Source organism: Candidatus Zixiibacteriota bacterium, assembly GCA_018820315.1.
Taxonomy (GTDB): domain Bacteria; phylum Zixibacteria; class MSB-5A5; order JAABVY01; family JAHJOQ01; genus JAHJOQ01.
In genome coordinates, this window is sequence record JAHJOQ010000053.1 from 39,865 (window position 1) to 57,997 (window position 18,133).

Below are 18,133 nucleotides of genomic sequence, written 5' to 3' on the forward strand. Positions count from 1 at the left end.
CAAGTGATTTTTGAGGTTTTTGCAACTGCAAGAAGCTATCATTTAATGAGTTACATTTGCGACTTGTGTTTGTTGACACGTCCTTCGATAATGCTGAGTGAATTCTCAAATGCATCTAAGTCCCTCACCTCCTCTAACTTAGAAGTGGTAACCAACACCTGAGACAGGCCGGGAAGCAGCAAAGATAGGGAATCGAGACGGTTCCGATCCAGATCGGAGTAGATCTCATCTAAGAGGAGAATCGGCGTCTCGCCGCAAAGAGCCTTGATATGTTCGAAGACAGCGAGTTTGATCGCCAACACCGCAGTCTTAACCTGTCCTCGTGAGGCAAAGCTCCTGCAGTCGACATCGGACAGCAGGAACTGTAGATCATCGCGATGAGGACCGTACATCGACTGTTTCATAACGAGCTCCCTGCGACGTCTTGATGCCAGCTTCTCCTTGAATGCCGCCTCGGTCTGTTCTTCGAGACGCGGTGATGCAGTGTACTTTATGTCAAACCTGGAGTCTGTGTTTACAAGCTTGCTGTGGAAGTCTCCCGCGAGCTCGGAGACCCTTTGAATGAACCGTGCTCGCGCACGATGGATCGCCAGACCAAACTCGATCAGCCTCTCATCCCACACACCCAGCAACTCGTCTCCGTCGACCGCACCGAGCGAATCGTAGGCCTCTCCAAGTTCTCGCAGCAACGCATTTCTCTGAGCCAGAACCTTTCGATATTCCCACAGAAGCGAAATGTATCCACGATCAAGCTGGGCTATCGATATATCGAGGAAGCGCCTCCTGACTGTAGGTGGTCCGTACACCAGCTCCACATCATCAGGTCCGAACGAGACTACCTTCAGGTATTCGTAAAGGGTCGACAGTTTGGTCTCAGGCACATCATTGATCTTGATACGTTTCTTCTCGCGCGGCTTATATGCGATTTCAATCTTCAGAGGACTGTCGTTGAGAGAACCTTCTCCCACCAACCTGAAGAACTCCGATTTATCTCTCAGGAGAACATCATCTGTGGCACCACGAAATGACTTCGCCGTACAGAGGTAGAATATGCCTTCCAGAAGGTTGGATTTCCCGGAGCCGTTAGGTCCAAACAGGAGGTTTGCACCTGGAGAGAGCTCAACTGTCTCTGAGTCAAAATTCCTGAACCCGGACATACTTAGCCGTTCGATATGCATGGTAGAATATATATAGCTAAGGGTTAATCACAAACACTGAATGAAACGAATACGATATCATCGCGAGTTACGAGGTGACTTGGTGATCTCTTAGTTGACGCGGTTACAGGTGGCTTGTTTCTATCTTTAGACGCAAAGCAACACGCAGAGCCATGGCAACTGCACTTACTTATTGGAAATGTCAGATTTCTTAATGCGATAATCGTGCAATATCAATCCGCCAGACGAAGCGGCATAATTAGACAGAGATAGTCATCGGTACGATCTGCGGCATAAATGACTCCCGCCGACACAGGCGATGACAGTTCGAACACAACTTCCTCGCTGTCCATCTGCCGGAGGATCTCTTCGACATAAGTGGCGTTATATCCAAGCTCCATCTTGTCATGCTTGTACTCGCATACAAGCTCTTCTTTCGCTTCACCGCCGAGATCGATATTTGTCGCCGACAGGAGCAGCTTATTGCGATCAAGCCCGAATTTCACCTGGTGAGTCAGTGAATTCGAAAGAATGGAAACACGTCTGACCGCAGCGGCCAGATCATTCTTGGAGAGGATTAAGCGCTTGTCATTGTCGGTTGGAATCACTTGATCAAAATTCGGATACGGTCCTTCGAAAAGCTTCGAGGAGATGATTGTCGAGCCAACCCTAAACATGATATTCTTCTCGCCGAACACCACACCGATTTCTTTTTTCTGATCACCGATCAGTTTTACAACAGCGTTCAGGGCTTTCGGTGGGATGATCAAGTCTTCGGCTATTCCGCGCAGCTTCGTATTTTCAAGAGAGATTTTTGCGAGTCTGTGACCATCTGTGGCTACCATAACCATCTTCTCGCCGGAAGTTTGCCACAGCACGCCATTGAGAGCAGGTCGCGATTCATCTGCCGATACAGCAAACGCTGTCTTTCTGACCATCCGAACAAACTCTTCACCCGCTATGCGTATCTCTTTCGCAGAGGCATACTCCGGTATTCTCGGGAATTCATCGGCAGCTATTCCGGATATCTTGTATTGACCGCTCTTGGTAGAAATTTCCATTCTGTTATTTTCCGACGAAATGGAAACTTCTGTTTCAGGCAACTCACGAATTATCTCTGCAAACGTTTTTGCCGGCACCGTGAGAGAACCCTTCTTCTCCGGCTTTATTTCAATGATGCTCGAAATGGAGATTTCCAGATCTGTTGCAGCGAGCATGATGCCGGTGTCTCCTGCTTCCATCAGCACATTTCCAAGAATCGGCAGAGCTGTCTTGCCGGGAACCGCTCCGAGTACTATCTGCAAATATTCAAGCAGTTTTGAAGACGCTATCTGAAATTTCATTGCTCTCTCCTGAACCATTCACATTCTGATTAGTAATTCCTTTTACACTATATAACATAAATAACAACAATAAGTACGTTAACAAACATGAAGTACCCTAGTAACCTGTTTGTGTGCATTCGGTTCAAGCCCACAACAGGTGTTGACAGGATGAGCGGTTACTAACACTGTACCCGCTTTGCAAACATATACCATATTGGATTGACAATATCAACATAATTCAACAGACTTTCACACACGCCCTAAATATAGAGAGAATTGATCAACTGGTCTATACGTAGCTTCAGATTCACGTCTTTTTTCATCATATTGAGAATCGTCTTGTGAGCATGAATAACCGTCGAGTGATCTCTTCCGCCGAAAGCGACACCGATTGCTTTCAGTGAGTTGCTGGTAAGCGTCCTACAAAGATACATCGCAATATGCCGTGCCAACGCAACATCGGCCGTCTTTTTCTTAGCTAGCATCAGCTCAGGGCTCAAGTTGCAGGATTCCGCGACACGTTTCTGGATCTGCTCGATAGTCACCTGTTGTTTGGAATGCGGAATTGTATCCTTTAATACAAGCTGAGCCAAGTCCACGTTTATTTCTCTGCCCCGAAGAGATGCATAGGCCAACAAGCGCGTCAGGCAGCCCTCGAGATCCCTTATATTCGTCGAGACCGAGTCGGCGATAAATGTGAGAACCTCGACGGGCACACTGCATCCCTCCGACTCGGATTTCTTCTGAAGAATAGCAATGCGCGTTTCGAGTGATGGCGGCTGAATGTCGGTTACGAGTCCCCAGGAAAATCGCGAGAGGAGACGCTCCTCGAGTCCCTTGATATCCCGGGGTGGTCTGTCAGAAGTAAGCACGACCTGTTTGCTGTTTTGGTGAAGCGTATTGAATGTATGGAAGAATTGCTCCTGGGTCGATTCTTTGCCGGTGAAGAACTGAATGTCGTCGATTATCAAGACATCCGCGGACCGATAGTGATTGGAGAAATCTGCAACTGACTTACTGGTGATAGAGGTAATGAACTCGTTGGTGAACTTCTCCGATGTCACGTAGATAATCCTCGCGTGACCATCTCCGTTCAGCAGAATGTGATTGCCGATCGCCTGAGCGAGGTGAGTCTTGCCTAAACCGACACCGCCGTAGATAAACAGAGGGTTATATTTGGTCCTTCCCGGTGATTCGGCGACTGCGAGGCTTGCTGCATAAGCAAACTCGTTGGAATCCCCGACCACAAATGTATCGAAATCGTACCTGTGCGACAGGGCTGTGCTTGCAACGGCTCGCTTGCTGGTCTGAGGCGCTGTGACTGTCACGATTGGGACTGGCGTTGCTGCGGCCATATCGAATATGTCAGTCTGACGTTGGGATAACTGCGAGCTGATAACCAACTCGAAAGCGCATTCCTTGTTGGTCACTGATCTGAGCGCATCACCTATTAAGTCGCCGTAATGTTCGTCAAGCCAGTCAGCAACAAACTTGTTCGGTACGCCAATATGAAACTTGGCGTCATCCCCGCTGAGAGCGGTGGTGGGCTTCAGCCACGTGAAGAAGCTCTGCTTGTTCACTCTCCTTGACATGAAAGAGAGGCATTCATCCCAGATCTGATTCTGATTGAGTTCCATCTATTTCTCCGCAGACTTTCTTAACAATTGTGGACAACTACAACTCCAGGGTTGTCATGCATTTGTCGCTACTTTGCATCCCAGTATGAGCCACTTATCCACATTCAACAGCTTGAAATGACCAAGTGAATGTGAGAACTGGAGACCATTTCGCCGAATCATGACGTTATCAACATGTTGTTAACACATTAATAACCAACAAGTTCCGAAAGCAAATGTTGTCAAAAAACGAGGACTTGTCAAGTTTCGCAAGGTATAAAATAGCCGTATTGTAATGGTGTGATGCACAAGCAATTATGGGCAATGATTGACAGGGAAGATCTCTGTGTTCTCCACAGTAGATACACCCCGACCGTAGGCGTCGGTCTATTAACCGGTTATTGAAGTGCTGCGGGATGACTTCTCCAATAGCGGCTGCAGATCACCTCATCTACAATCGCTGAACTCGTGAGTCGTTCTGGCTGATGATATCCTCGAGGGTCGTCGATTGGATGATATCCTCGATCGACGATTGGATGTTTCTCCATACGCCTTTCAAAGAGCAATTCTTCACAAATTCGCACTGATCAGGGCTGGTGAGGCAGCCGTATGTTACGATTGGCCCCTGCACAGCCTCGATTATTGTCTTCAGTGTGATTAATTTAGGTGAGTGATTCAGGGTGATTCCACCCCCATATCCTCTAGCGGTCTTGACGAGTCCTGCCCGAGAGAGGTCGCTTAGTATGTGTGCGAGGAATTTTGGGGGGATCTTCTGATTCAGTGCTATGTCTTCAGACTTGCAGAGATCTCCGGATTTCGCGAGCTCCCACAACGCCCTTATTGCATATTCTGTTCTGTTGGATATCATGACTAATTTGTCTTAAGACAATCCACGATAGCATATTCGCAGTCCCAATAATACAGCATTGAGTCGCGATGTCAATCGGTTTCTGAGGGCCTGACGACAGGATAGGGGCGTCGTTCGGGCAATTAAGCAGTCACTGTCCTTCCGTAGCTTAGGATCTCTCCGTGGTGATCTTCTCCAGTGATTGATCGAGGTTACTGTTGGGTGCTCCTTCTTCTATGTTCGGCTGTTTGCCGTTCGTTCAGCAGCGTGGAAGTAGTCCGCACGGGCTTCTGGAATCATGGAATGGCGTCAACGTCTATTCCTGGAATCTGCTGCTCTTGCAGCACTCCGGGGACTTGAAACAGCAGTTGCAAACCTTTGGACTTTTCATCAAGAGGAAGCACTTTCATTCTGGTTCTCCGTTTGAGGTTGACAAACTCGAACCGTTTGGACTTCGAATAAAGAAGTTGCAGGGTACACGCCAGGGCCTCTATCAAATCAGTCAGGCATAATATCGTGAATCCGAAATTGCTTCTGTTATTGGCCACGGTGATTTCAGGTTCGTCGTAGCTGAGTCCCAGAAGATCTGGATGCTGCGAATTACCATCGAGGCGTTCGCTGCGCGACGGTATGATTGACTTCGATGCAGAGACGGCCTCCAGTGACTTGCTCGGGACATCAAATCCGATGATGAAACTCGAAAGAGACTTTGGAAGCGGGAGAGCAGAGACCAGCACTGATTTCATGATCGCGCCGAGATCATCATGGTTGCAGCCCTGCTGTAGTATGAAGCGGACTGTCTCGGCAGCTTCACGCAAGTCGTCAATCGACGTAACAAGGTACCGTATGGTTCTTGGGGCTCCGTACGTTTCTAAGATATGCGTATCCATAGTGCTTCACTATCAGTATCGGCACAAGGCACCAACACTTTTGTGAATAATCCGGTTCCAGCCATCGATTCTCGTAGAATCTGCAGGGATATTGTCAAAGTGGACTGGCGGATGAGTATATCCACAACAAAACCGCCCCCGCATATTGCGGAGGCGGTTAATGTCAAAGAAAACACAGTCAACTATGGAATGTCGACCGTGAGACTTATCCTGTGGTTTTCTCCGAACGCATCGCTAGCTTCAGTGATGTAAGCATAATCAATGCTGTATCTTCCGGCGATCTTCAGACCGGCACCGATAGTGAAATCACCATCATTGACACCACCGCGGACCGCTCCCCAGTAGTTCGTTCCGAACTGAGTGGCATATTCAGCACCTGCTCTGAGCTTGATCTCAGAACGATGCTGAACCTTCTCAATCTCGATCGGAATGGTGAAGCCTGTGGTCGGGAAGACAACCGCTCCGACACGGAACGTCATCGGAACATAGTCACCGACTTTCGTACCGAGATCGGCAGCAGTGATACCCAATTGGGCAGTACTGCTGATGTTGTACAGAACGCCGACATCGAAGCCTACGCCCGTCTTCGTGTAGTCGTCAATCTTCTGATAGACGACCTTTGCAGTCACACCCAACGCCAGATCTGTAGCCATGTTGTTGCCCCACGAGAACAGGAACGCATGATCGTTAGCGTTGAAATCAGCTTCACGAACTCCGTTAGACGTATATGACGCGATGTCCGAAGTCCCGGCATTGAGCCAGGAGAAGCCGATCGTACCGAAACGGAAGCCCCCACCTGCGATTGACAGATAGTTGTACTTCCGATCCACTCCCATATTCGCAGCAATCATGCTGGAGAAGGAGAATTTTCCAACATGTGATAGGCCTGCCGGGTTCCAGTAGCCCGCCGTAGCGTCATCTGCCACGGCTACGTAGGCACCACCCATACCAAGAGCACGCGCCCCCACACCCATGCGCAGAAATGGCATTGCATGGTTGTAGTCCTTGGCTACAGCAACCTCTGAGCAACCCACCACCATCAGGATGAAAAGCGCTAAGCTTAAAGCTAACGTCTTTCTTGAGTTTCTCGTCATTTCTGTATCATCCCTTCTTATAAGGTGTCCACAAGTCCCGGGGTATTACCCCCGGGACCTGCAGGTGAGTTACTTTTCTATAACGGCAATCTTCACGGTCTTGTGATTGCCGTCGGCGGTTTGGACGTATGCGAAATAGACACCATTCGCAACGAGCTCACCGTCATCGGTACGACCTTTCCAGGTGGTCTGACCAGCCAGTAGTGACCGTACAAGCTCACCACCAAAATCGTAGATCTTGATCGTGATCCCGTTGCCGTTGAAGCCCGTGACGATCGTCGTCTCTTCTCCAGCACTCGGGTCAAACGGGTTCGGGAAGTTGTACGCATCTCCGGCGTCGGTGTAATCACCCGGACCGAAGGCCGACCATGTACGAACGGTCTTGTTGCCGGTATCATCGTAAGCGATGATTGTCGTCTGTACTCCCGCTGTCGGACAGTACGAGATGTAGCCGGATTCCTCGTCGAAGCTGTACTGACCAGCTTCGAGATCGCCTGCGACCTCATCGATTGCGACGCCATCCTCGAGTACCTCGATGCTCTCGATACCGGCGCCGTCATCTACGACCTGGATCATGACCGGACACGTCTTCGGAAGCGCATCGAACAGATTCGACTCGCTTTCGCCCTGAGCGAAGACAGACGGGCCGAAGTAGTCGACAGCCAGAATCTGGAACCACGGATCGGTTACGTTGTCCACGCAATCCCAGACACCGTGACCGTGCAGGTAGTATTCATCCCATTCGCCGTAGGCGACCGGGTCACCTTCGCTATAGTAGGCAGTGTTGTCACTACGTGTGCCGTCGTAGATCGCGACACCAATTGCGCGCTTGTGTTCAAGCTCGTAGTGAGTCGTGATCGTGATCGTGTTTCCATCGCGGTAGTAATCTACCTGACCCGGGAAGAACGTGCCGAGGAAGAACAACTGCTCGGTCTGATTCGGATTCATCGGATCCGTGCTGGTTGTCTGAATCGCTACGACGTCGACGAATACGTGATCCCAATCGACACCGGCGCCTTCGCCGTCATCGATCGTGAATGTGATCGTCGGGTTCTTCGAGACATAGTAGTTCTCGAATACCACTGTCGGAGGAGTGCAATCAACCTCGAACGTCCATGTCAGCGTTGCAGTGTTGTTCTGATCGTTGGTGGCACTGATCCAAAGTGTGTTAGTGCCACATGGCAATGCAGGAGCATCGTTGTTCATCCAGATACCCAACAACTGGCTGACCCCGTCGTAATTGGTATTCCACATCTCGGAATCGCTACCGTTTCTGTGGATGTATGTACCGTTCAGTTTGACCACGAAGTCGAAGTTGGACTCCGAAGTGCCTGCGAATTCATCGACCACCTTGAAGACGAACTTCGGAGTTTCCTCCCAGTCGGCATCCCACTCGCCGTAGTAATACGGGTTGTACGGACCAACGAAATCGTTGCATAATGGATATGCATCGAAGAACTCGATGGTAACCGGACCCGGGTCGTCATCAGGTACGATTGCGACTACAGCATAGATACCGTACAGACAGTCGGTTGAGAACTCAACCCACCGCTGTTCACCAACCGTGTAGAATCCGGCATCGCCATTGAGGAAGTAGATTCCGCTACGGTTCCATTCCGAGTAGTCGGCGTTCCAACGAACAACCAACAGCGACTCGGCCGGAACATCGGAATCGAACGTCATATTGATGACTGCATAGCGATTATCCGGGAAGCAGCAAGGTGTGAACAGACTCAGGTCGCCGCCGTTACCCTTGATCGGTGCATCGTACTCTTCATAACAACCGATGAAGTGGGCGAGTCCGTTCTCATTCGGCACAGGTTGCCAGGTATCCTGCTGAGCGCCGGATCTCGGCAGCCATGTTTCGAGAACCGTCAGACATCCACCGTAAGTGCCGTCCGGTATGTAAACCGAAGCGCTTCCGCCGTTGCCATAAACGGTACCGTTCGTACCCAGATCATCGTAGAATGTGTACGTATTGACAGTGGTGTACTGGGCACTGGCACCATCCGCGGCACCAACCATGAACACCGCCATACCGTCACAGTATACCGCATCAGGATGAACATCTTCCTGGAAATACTCACCCTGGAGGTTTTCGTTCAGCGAGATAGATTCATACGAGAAACTTCCTGCCTGTTCGTAAACACCCAGCGCAGCCGGTGCGTCACCTGAAGCGGCCGCCACTCGGAGTACCAATTCGAAGTAGTCATCCTCGTAGTTCTTGTATGTTGCGAGACCGGAGAGTTCCTCGCCGGCTTCGAACACCAGACCACCCGCGCCATCTGCGACAGCATCGATAATCAATGCATTACCCGGAAGGGTATTGCCTGAACCATCAGTGGCCTGCATGCGGAACTGGAGGTCGCCATTAACCGAGCTCGCATCGAACTCAGTCCACCAGAAGTCGCTTACGGCGACGGCGCCTGTACCAACTCCGTACCAGCCATTGCCATTGTTGTACTCGAAGAGCACATACGAGGCATCACTGGACCAGTCAAAGCCGTACAGTCTTCCATCATGGTAACCGACAATTGATGTCCACGGTGCGGACTGATCAGTGATAGAACCACTGACCGGGCCAACCGTGTCGGCATTTCCAACAGCATCCCAACCGTAGAAATAGAACCTGTAGGTTCCGGTCGAGAGTCCGGAGATATTGAACCAGGCTCCGTGGATGCCGTCCGTTGCCGGATCGATCAGGCTGTACATCATCTGGGAGCCGGTGCTGTTTCTGATCTCAAATGCGACCGCGGCCATTCCTGAATTGGCCCCAGTTGAGGAACCATTATCAAAGAATGAGCCTTCCACCCAAATCGTATCCATTCCAGTCAGATCGAGCGCGGGATCATTACCAGCCTCGACATCCTGACCGGCGATCTGTGTGGCAGCAATAACCGGGTTGACCGCATCATAGTAGAATGTCCACCTGTCGGAATCAGTGTAGCGTCCTGCACGGTTCCAGGCCCTCACTCTGAAGTGATAGGCACCGTCCGTCGGGCTGCCCAGTGTTGCCGAGTATGGTGGGTAGTAATCACGTGCCCAGGTTGTCCACGATCCGCTCAGTACGTTCTTGTACTGGAACCAGATCGAGTCGATCGGAATGTCGCCGTTGTCGGCTGACGCGCCGAATGTGTAACCTGCACCGATGAAGCCGGAGTCGGCAACGCCTTGTGGAGCAGTCATTGTCACTGTCGGCAGTGCATTCGCGATGTAGATCTTGGTCGCAGTCGGGTTTGCATCACGATTGAATGAAGAATCAACCGCAACAGCTCTCACCCAAACCCAACCATCGGCGACATTGCCGAGTGTTGGCCAGGTGATCGGGAAAGTGCCTTGGCTGCTCGATGAGTCGATCGGCATCCAGGTAGATCCGCCGTCTTCCATATATTCATAGACGACTTTTCTGAGCTGGTAGCCGTTGAGGGCGGCAGCCGTCAGGCTGACGTTACCCCATACGTACTGTTCCCAGGTGAGGCTGGAAATCAGCGCCTGATTAGGATCGACGTCGAGAATCGTGATTGCGATTGTATCGGCTACGAACGCTCTGTTGAGACTGTCTTCCTTCTGGACAACCAGAGAGCTGCCACCGTAGAAGTTGTTTTCGACGTTTGCGTCCGTGTAGATGCCGAGATCGTACGGGTTAAAGGTGGCTTCGTACCACGGCTCCGGTCCAACCTGAGCCAGAGGAGTCAGCGTGCCGGAGTTCAACCAGTAGTAGTTAACTCTGGTGACCTCAAAAGAGTCGGCCATTGGGATGGTCTGCGACCAAACCGTCATGTCCTCTCTTGCCTGTGCGAACACCGAACCCGCACCCATCAACTTCGTCGACGGTGTGTAGAAGGTGACTCCACCAGACTCGAATTGCCTGAAGGCAAAGTCGGCCGGTGAGTTGTCAACCATCCAGGTGCCGTCTGAGTTGACGTTCAGGGCATCAAATGTGTTGTCATCCGGGAAGCCATCTGCGTCATAGTCCCACATAACATTGCCGGTTATGTCGGTGGCTATTACGCGGAAATCATTGTAGATATCCGACAGAGTGGCTGTATTGAAGTTGTACCATACATACACGCCTTCATCAGTCGCCGGACCCATCGTACCGATCAAAGTCCAGTTCGTGAAGATGTCCGGATTCCAGCTCGGCTTCGTATAGAGCTTAAGCGACGCGAAGTCATTGTAGCTCTCCTGAATCTCAGCGTAGAAGTCGACCACTCCGGCCAACATGCTGACGCCGTTGATCGAAGCGGCGTTCGGACAGGTAAGCATAATGTCCGTAGCCGTCGAATCGAGCTGAACCGTGATTACCGGTGTGTATGAAGTATTCTGAACATCATCATAGAACTTCGCACGCAGGTAGACAATTGCGTCGCCCGCGAATGCGCGGTTATCCCACGATGCAGTGTAGACGCCTGAGACCGGAACGGTCTGGACATCAAACACGCTGTAGGCAGCATCGTATTCGAGCGAATGCTCAAAGTCGACACGTGTCACCGACGAAGGATCATAGGAGTTCGGATTCACCATCGCCGTGACAAACAGTGGCTGTAGTGCACTGTTCATGCGGCGAACTCTCTGGCCGTCGACCGGAGCGGTGATCATACCCCACGCTGCATCTTCATCAGGTGTGCAAACTTCGAACATTACCCAGCCGATCTTGCCATCGGAACGGGTTACCTTGACGGTGACGTCTTCGGTGCCCTTCGGGAAGTTCGTGCAATCGAGGTTGAACGTGTAAGGCATCGTAGTGACGGCCTCGTCGTAGAACACTCTGTTCGCCCAGCTTGTGTCATCGACGGTCACGGAGACGATAAACTCTTCGCCTGCGATGAAGTCGGTCACGTCAATCTCTACCACGTTGTTCGCGTCACGAGTGACGTTATAGCCGCAGGTGCTCTGTGGTGACACGGTGTCATTCACGTCAAGCACCACAACCGGCAGACCTGTGTAGAACCAAGTGAAACTGTAGGCTCCACACGCGATATATCCGGCAGGAGCTGTTGTCACATTTCCTACGTCATCAACCGCAGCAATTGCGAACTCGTATGTATCGTCAGCGGTCGCACCCGGGAATGCTCCAAGCATCAAAGCGTTGGTAACAGTCATGGTGAACTGCTGTCCGCCACCTACCTGGGTCATTCCGCCGAGCGAAATCCATGCGCCCGGAGTGCCGGTTCCAAGATCGGCATCGCGAACGAAGAGAGTCGCTCCATTAATATCAGGATCGGGTGACTCTGCCACGACCGTCATCGGATTCGTGATTCCGTACATTCCGCCTGACGCCGGGAAGTTGATGCAAGCCGTTGGAGCTTCGCAATCAGCTACCTGAGAAACGCGCGTGAAATTCCACTCGCGGTTGTTAGCGTCATCGATTGTACGAACCACGAATTGATATGTCGTTCCGTGAGTCAGAATGACCGTACCATCGGTTGTCCAGGAAGTGGTCGTGGAGGAACCGACTGCTGAAGTCGTATCAGCAGCATCCCACACGCCGTCGCCGCCGTCCCAGAAGACCAGGTAAAGCGAGTCATCGGGATTGCCTGCAGTCCAACTCAGGTTGATAGCGCAGGCACCCTGCGACGGAGTCAAGGCGGTTACTGGCAGAGGTGATCTGGTGTCGACCGGGAAAATGATCACGCTGCTTGTAGCAACGGTGGTATTACCGGCGTCATCTTCCAGAGTCGCTTCGACCGTGTGCAGACTGGCCGCAGTGTCCACGCCGAACGCGCCGCCATCGGCGACTGTCCAGGTGTAGGAGTACTCACCGGTTACGAGAGTGTCCTCCACGCACTGCGTCTGACTTCCGCCAAGACCGGACATAAACAGATCCAACATGACCTCACAGGTCGCAATCAGATCCGGGGTGGTTGAAGCATCAAGCGTAAACTTAACTTCGTCTCCGATATTGATAACATTGTTGGAGTCGAGATCAAGATTACGAGTGTATGTGAAGCTCACTGGAGCCGCAGGCGGCTGATTGTCAATTGCGAAGTGAGCCACATTAGAATCTACATTCCAGTTACACGCATTATCCCATGCCCATACCCAGAAACGTGATCCTGAAGAGTCAGCTATAAGATCAAGCGCTCCGGCGGTAAGTACCTTCTGGGCAGTGAATCGACGATCGCCCGAGGCGTCATCGAGAGTTGTCCAGCCGGCATAACCCCAATTCGTGAGATCTGCCTGAACCGTAATAACCTCGCCGTATGCGTTGCCGGTCATGTATGCGTAGATTTGAACGGTGTCTCCGACAGCAGCGATGCCGTCGCCATTCCCATCTCCGACCAAACTGACCCATACCGAGTCGCCATCGAATACCGGCTTCTGGTTGTCGATTGCGAATGGGACCAGAAGTGAATCCGTTAACTGGTTGCCTGCCATGTCTTCCACTTTGACAACCAGGTACCAGAATCCGGCGGCAACATCCAAAGCGGGTGTTATTGACGCCTCCGGAAGTTTCCATCCGAGAGTCATGGCCGAGTCAGAACCGGATACAAGTGTATCGGTGAATACCTGAGCCGACCCGCCTCCAAACACCTGTATGGAAGCGTAGGCTTTGTATGTCTCGAACTCGCCTACCGTATCCCATGCGGTAATGAATATCGAGTCACCAAGGTTCACTATTCCGTTACCGCCGCAACTGTCATTGTCAGCAGCGAGTGCGAAATTGATCGTCAACTCTGGCGGCTTCGTATCGAAAACCAGCACGCGGCCATCACCGACATAGCCGGTACTGGTCTCGGTGGTGTGCGGCCAGGTTCCACCAGAATTGTATCTCAACGTGTCGGTCACTCCAGTCGGAGCGACTCCGGCGTTTGCCAGAGTGATACCATTCTGGAAGATCTTCAAACCGGCATACTCGTCATTCCAGGTCGCATCGACCATTGCTGAGTCAATGTCCACCGAGAAGTAATAGTAGACGGTGTCGCCTGCTGGAATCGTGTCATGAAGACCGGTGAATTGCAGCAGTGTATTTTCTGAGAAGGAGCTAGACGCGCCTATATTCAGGATTTCCGCTATCTTCGTGGCGCCAGCGTGTGTAACATTGGCGTCGCGATAAAGATAGATGTTCTCGAACATGTACGGCTCGTCATTGAACGAGGCAATCGTAATGGCTTCGAGAGTATCCTGAGAAGCTTCCAGGTTTGCAATGTGAAACTTGAAAGCCCTGGCTCCGTTGGTCCTTGCCGACACCGTGTGGATTGTGTCCAAGACAATAGCATCGGTATAGGCGGAGTCAAGATCCGTGTCGACGTGGTACGGGTGCATCAGTTGCACCGTCGTACTTGCCGAGCCGGAGAATGTAGTCACTACTATTCCAGCCGACAGGTCGTCGCCATTTCCTCCTCCGAGCGAAAGGTCCCCCTGCGCCCAGGCGGTGCTTGTAAGCATCAACCCGGCCACAAGGAGTAAGAATAAGTTGCGAACGTGTTTCATTCGACAACCCCCTGCAGTAGGTTGGAAGGTTACTGTTTTTGTTTCCATGTTTGGGTTTTCGTTCATAGGCTGAGGGCCTACCTCCTTTCCACTTGTTTTTGTTGGTTCACTATACACTTACTTCTCTATATTTCACAATCTCGTTACAAAAAGTGAATGCACTGACGTCAATTTTCCGCAGTGCTGCCACGGCATCAATATCTGTACCTAACCAGAGGACAATATTTCCTTCATAAGCATTGCGCGTTTGGGAAGATAATAATTAAACTGGAACCAGTAGGTTCTCTTCCCTGAGCGATAGGTCTAATCCCTTACAGACGCAAATAACTCAACCGGGCAAGGTGGTGTAACTCACACTCCCCGTACGTTGAGTTCGCTGGTCGTTGTCCCTATCTCTGTATAGCCAAAAAGCCTAACAACCTGTATATTATCGGACATGTCAAACATGCCTCTTAACAATCCGACAAATTTATCGGCGCAAATAAAGAACAACACTGTACAAAAATCAAGTTCTTTTTTCCAAAGGCGGATCACCATTTCATACATTTGCGCCCTAAATCGTCGGCATACTATCAAGTTGTTGAATTTTTGTCAAGTAATAATTTGCGAACCTTTCAGTTACACAACATAGTTAAAGCATTCTTCACACTTCAGACTATCAACTGCTTGTGCCGCACATGATCCGGCCTGATACCAGAACTAGGCCCCCCTTGTTTTACAACTGAACGCTTGCGGAAACGGTGTGTTTCAAATGCCCTCATACTGCTCGACCTATTTCAATACGACAAAGTCAATTAGTCTATCGGCATACTGTTTCATTTATTTAGTTTCAATCTGCAACGCGATCTGGCCCAATATCGGAATTTCATCCTTATCTGACTCTGATCTTCCCACTCTGCCTCTCCAGAACCCGAACTGTGTGCTATTCTTCGCCCTTCTTCTTGCGAAGAAGCGATATCTTGAGAAGGGGAGGAGTCACCAGCGTTGTCACTATGACCATAATGACCACAGCCGAATATGTCGAGGCTGATACTATGGCCACACCCGCGAGGGTCAAACCAGCGCCTATCTTCGCGAATATCAGACCGACCTCCCCACGAGGGATCATGCCAAGACCGATAGCCAGCTTGTTTGTTCCTTTCTTCCACACACCAAGCGAACAGGCCTGCTTGCCAATTATCGCCGCAATCGTCAGGACCCCAGCAAATCCGAGTATGCTTGGATCTGAGAATGTACGGAGGTCGACCAGTAAACCCATTCTTACAAAGAATATCGGTACCAGGAAGAGGGAGATTGGCTTGATCAAATCCTCAAGGTGATGCTCGCCTCGGTCAGAATATCCCTTGAAATGTACCTCGTCCATCAGAAGACCCGCTGCGAAAGCTCCGACTATTGCCGCGAGCCCTATTTGCTCTGCGAGCCACGCCAATAAGAAGCAGATCGCGAGTGCCAGCGAAAGAAGGACTCCCTTACCTTTCACTCTCAGTGAGAACCTGAATATGTGCGGAACCAGAAGCGAGCCTATGAATAATGCCCCGAGGATAAATGCCACAGCCTTCCCGACTACCAGCAATATCGTGCCGGATCCGACACCGCCGTCGTTGCCTGACGCGGCCGCACTGATTAGTCCGGTAACCACCGAGAGCACCACCAGTCCCATGATATCATCAATCACTGCCGCCCCGAGTATTATCTGCCCCTCCTTGCTCTTGACTTTGCCGATATCGCTCAATACACGTGCTGTGATACCGACCGACGTTGCACAGAGAGTAGCACCGACAAATACGTGAGTATAAATAGACTCCTCCGGAAGGAAGTATACGGCAACACCCCAACCGAGAAAGAATGGCGCTATCACGCCGAGACTCGCCACCGCAAACGCTGTCGTACCGACTGAAAGCATATCTCTGATCTTTGTCTCGAGGCCTACCTCGAATAGGAGTATAATCACCCCGATTTCTGCCAGAACCTCAAGAGATGCGTTGGTTTTGAGAAAATCAAGCCCATGGAAGTTGAACAGTGTCAGATTGCCTATTATAACACCGATCACTAACTCGCCAAGCACCGCGGGCTGTCGAAATCTCTCAAGCACGTCGCCGCCCAGTTTTGCGGTGATAAGGATAACGATGAGAGCGAACAACACCGGAATTGCAACTGACTGCGGATGTCCACCATGTTCGGTCGTCTCAGCGTGCGCAGCCGCCTTCTCGGGTGCAGGTTCCGTATGTTCAGAGACTGGCATGCTGTGTGGAGCAGTTTGCGCGGAGTCTCCGATGTGACCGGTGGAATCATGCAAAGTATCATTCTGTTGCGGGTATCCAAGGACGCCTGACCAGCCAGCTGCGAAGATGCAGGTCACGGCTACCAGTGTGATGACGATTGCTCTCTTCATCTGAGACCTTTCTGCAGTATTATGTCAGTCAATGTTATTGCAATCAGAATTCGCCTAAACAACCAAATATGCTTTCAAACGCAAGTTTTTTTTGACATAGGGCAGGCCGAAACCATCCAGAGTTGCGCGGAGCGCAGGAAATAGTTTCGACTATCATCGCCTTCAATCGATGTCATCGAATATTTTCATGTAACTATTGTAACGTTCCGGAAAAATCGAACCCTCCTTCACAGCCTTCTTGACCGCGCAATCGGGCTCATTCTTGTGGCGACAATCGGAAAATCGGCAACCATGTGACGCCTCGAATATCTCGCTATAAAATTGATCAACACTCCATTTATCAAGCTGCGCGAGTCCGAGCGCGCGCAGTCCCGGCGTGTCTACAACGAATCCACCGAACTCGAGCGGAAACAGCTCAACAACAGTAGTCGTGTGCTTACCCTTACCCGATTTGTCCGATATCTTGCCGGTCCTCAATTTCAGTCCCGGCTGAATCGCATTGAGCAAACTCGATTTGCCCGCGCCAGACTGGCCGACGAAAACCGACTCCTTATCATGCAGTACAGCTCTTAATTCCTCGATGCCGTGCAAACTCGGCGCACTCGTAAAAATCAATTGGATATCAACCGAACGATAGATCTCTTTGGCTCGCTCAATATCCACCGTGTGCTTGAGATCGATCTTGTTTATCACAACCACAGGCGTCATGCCCCCCTGATGCGCTGTAATGACGAATCTATCGATCAGTCGCATCCTGAAAGGGGGGTCCTTCACCGATGCGACAATTATCATCTGATCGATATTCGCCGCGATGATCTGCTCGCGCTCTTTCTTGAGAGTAGTTTTCTTCTTCGCGAAATGCGTTCGCCTCGGAAGGACCTCTGTGATGACACCACTGCGCAGTTCAGATTCCGACGGCGGCAACTCTTCAACGATCACTTTGACATCATCGCCAACGACAACTGGCGACAGTTCGTACTCAGCCTTCTCCTTGACTGACCCCCTCACACTGCATAATACGATTTCATCGTGAAGCTTGACGTGAAACGTCAGTCCTGCAATCTTTATTACTCGTCCAGTCAAATATGCCTTTCTTCGGTCAAAGCTGGATAGATGTTACACAAAACGGCCTGGCTTGTCAAACTGTTCTATCATTGCCGTGCCGAATCCGATTGCGTCAATCGCTACATATACATATAATCAGGTTCTTGAGATGATCGCGATCTCAGTCAGTGAAGTAGGTCACCTATGAGAAGGCAGCTGTCAAGGGGTATCTCCAGTTTTTTGTCGCCGTCAGGCGATGTATGTTCTGTCGGATCTCAGAAGTCACCTATTCGAGATCATCCGGCCAGCGGCTGAATGTCCCACGATACTGTTC

At 50.9% G+C, this 18,133-nt stretch carries 9 protein-coding genes; all 9 read right to left on the reverse strand.

Going from position 1 to position 18,133, the window contains the following annotated elements:
- Positions 1–50 precede the first annotated feature (50 nt).
- The 9 genes from recF to rsgA all read right to left on the reverse strand — a co-directional run bounded on the left by recF (position 51) and on the right by rsgA (position 17,838).
- Positions 51–1,157, reverse strand: coding sequence for a DNA replication and repair protein RecF (gene recF, locus KKH67_04565; GenBank protein MBU1318452.1), 1,107 nt, complete (start codon positions 1,155–1,157; stop codon positions 51–53).
- 233 nt (positions 1,158–1,390) lie between these two features.
- Positions 1,391–2,500: a DNA polymerase III subunit beta gene (gene dnaN / locus KKH67_04570; GenBank protein MBU1318453.1), complete on the reverse strand. Its 1,110-nt coding sequence runs from the start codon at positions 2,498–2,500 to the stop codon at positions 1,391–1,393.
- A 242-nt stretch (positions 2,501–2,742) separates the two neighbouring features.
- On the reverse strand, positions 2,743–4,119 hold the full coding sequence (gene dnaA / locus KKH67_04575) for a chromosomal replication initiator protein DnaA (protein MBU1318454.1): 1,377 nt from the start codon (positions 4,117–4,119) through the stop codon (positions 2,743–2,745).
- 430 nt (positions 4,120–4,549) lie between these two features.
- On the reverse strand, positions 4,550–4,966 hold the full coding sequence (locus tag KKH67_04580; protein MBU1318455.1) for an Rrf2 family transcriptional regulator: 417 nt from the start codon (positions 4,964–4,966) through the stop codon (positions 4,550–4,552).
- 275 nt (positions 4,967–5,241) lie between these two features.
- Positions 5,242–5,835 (reverse strand): hypothetical protein, encoded by a 594-nt coding sequence (locus KKH67_04585; protein ID MBU1318456.1) that lies wholly within the window; start codon positions 5,833–5,835, stop codon positions 5,242–5,244.
- A gap of 182 nt (positions 5,836–6,017) precedes the next feature.
- A complete protein-coding gene (locus KKH67_04590; protein ID MBU1318457.1) occupies positions 6,018–6,929 on the reverse strand; it encodes a PorV/PorQ family protein in 912 nt (303 codons plus the stop codon).
- 69 nt (positions 6,930–6,998) lie between these two features.
- Positions 6,999–14,363: a T9SS type A sorting domain-containing protein gene (locus KKH67_04595; GenBank protein MBU1318458.1), complete on the reverse strand. Its 7,365-nt coding sequence runs from the start codon at positions 14,361–14,363 to the stop codon at positions 6,999–7,001.
- 922 nt (positions 14,364–15,285) lie between these two features.
- Positions 15,286–16,755: a cation:proton antiporter gene (locus KKH67_04600; GenBank protein MBU1318459.1), complete on the reverse strand. Its 1,470-nt coding sequence runs from the start codon at positions 16,753–16,755 to the stop codon at positions 15,286–15,288.
- A 162-nt stretch (positions 16,756–16,917) separates the two neighbouring features.
- A complete protein-coding gene (rsgA, locus tag KKH67_04605) occupies positions 16,918–17,838 on the reverse strand; it encodes a ribosome small subunit-dependent GTPase A (GenBank protein MBU1318460.1) in 921 nt (306 codons plus the stop codon).
- Between the last annotated feature and the right edge of the window lie 295 nt (positions 17,839–18,133).

What these genes read in the sequence shown, in the direction of transcription:
- recF (MBU1318452.1), bottom strand. Translation starts at nt 1,157, where the DNA reads ATGTCCGGGTTCAGGAATTTTGACTCAGAGACAGTTGAGCTCTCTCCA.
- dnaN (MBU1318453.1), bottom strand. Translation starts at nt 2,500, where the DNA reads ATGAAATTTCAGATAGCGTCTTCAAAACTGCTTGAATATTTGCAGATA.
- dnaA (MBU1318454.1), bottom strand. Translation starts at nt 4,119, where the DNA reads ATGGAACTCAATCAGAATCAGATCTGGGATGAATGCCTCTCTTTCATG.
- KKH67_04580 (MBU1318455.1), bottom strand. Translation starts at nt 4,966, where the DNA reads ATGATATCCAACAGAACAGAATATGCAATAAGGGCGTTGTGGGAGCTC.
- KKH67_04585 (MBU1318456.1), bottom strand. Translation starts at nt 5,835, where the DNA reads ATGGATACGCATATCTTAGAAACGTACGGAGCCCCAAGAACCATACGG.
- KKH67_04590 (MBU1318457.1), bottom strand. Translation starts at nt 6,929, where the DNA reads ATGACGAGAAACTCAAGAAAGACGTTAGCTTTAAGCTTAGCGCTTTTC.
- KKH67_04595 (MBU1318458.1), bottom strand. Translation starts at nt 14,363, where the DNA reads ATGAAACACGTTCGCAACTTATTCTTACTCCTTGTGGCCGGGTTGATG.
- KKH67_04600 (MBU1318459.1), bottom strand. Translation starts at nt 16,755, where the DNA reads ATGAAGAGAGCAATCGTCATCACACTGGTAGCCGTGACCTGCATCTTC.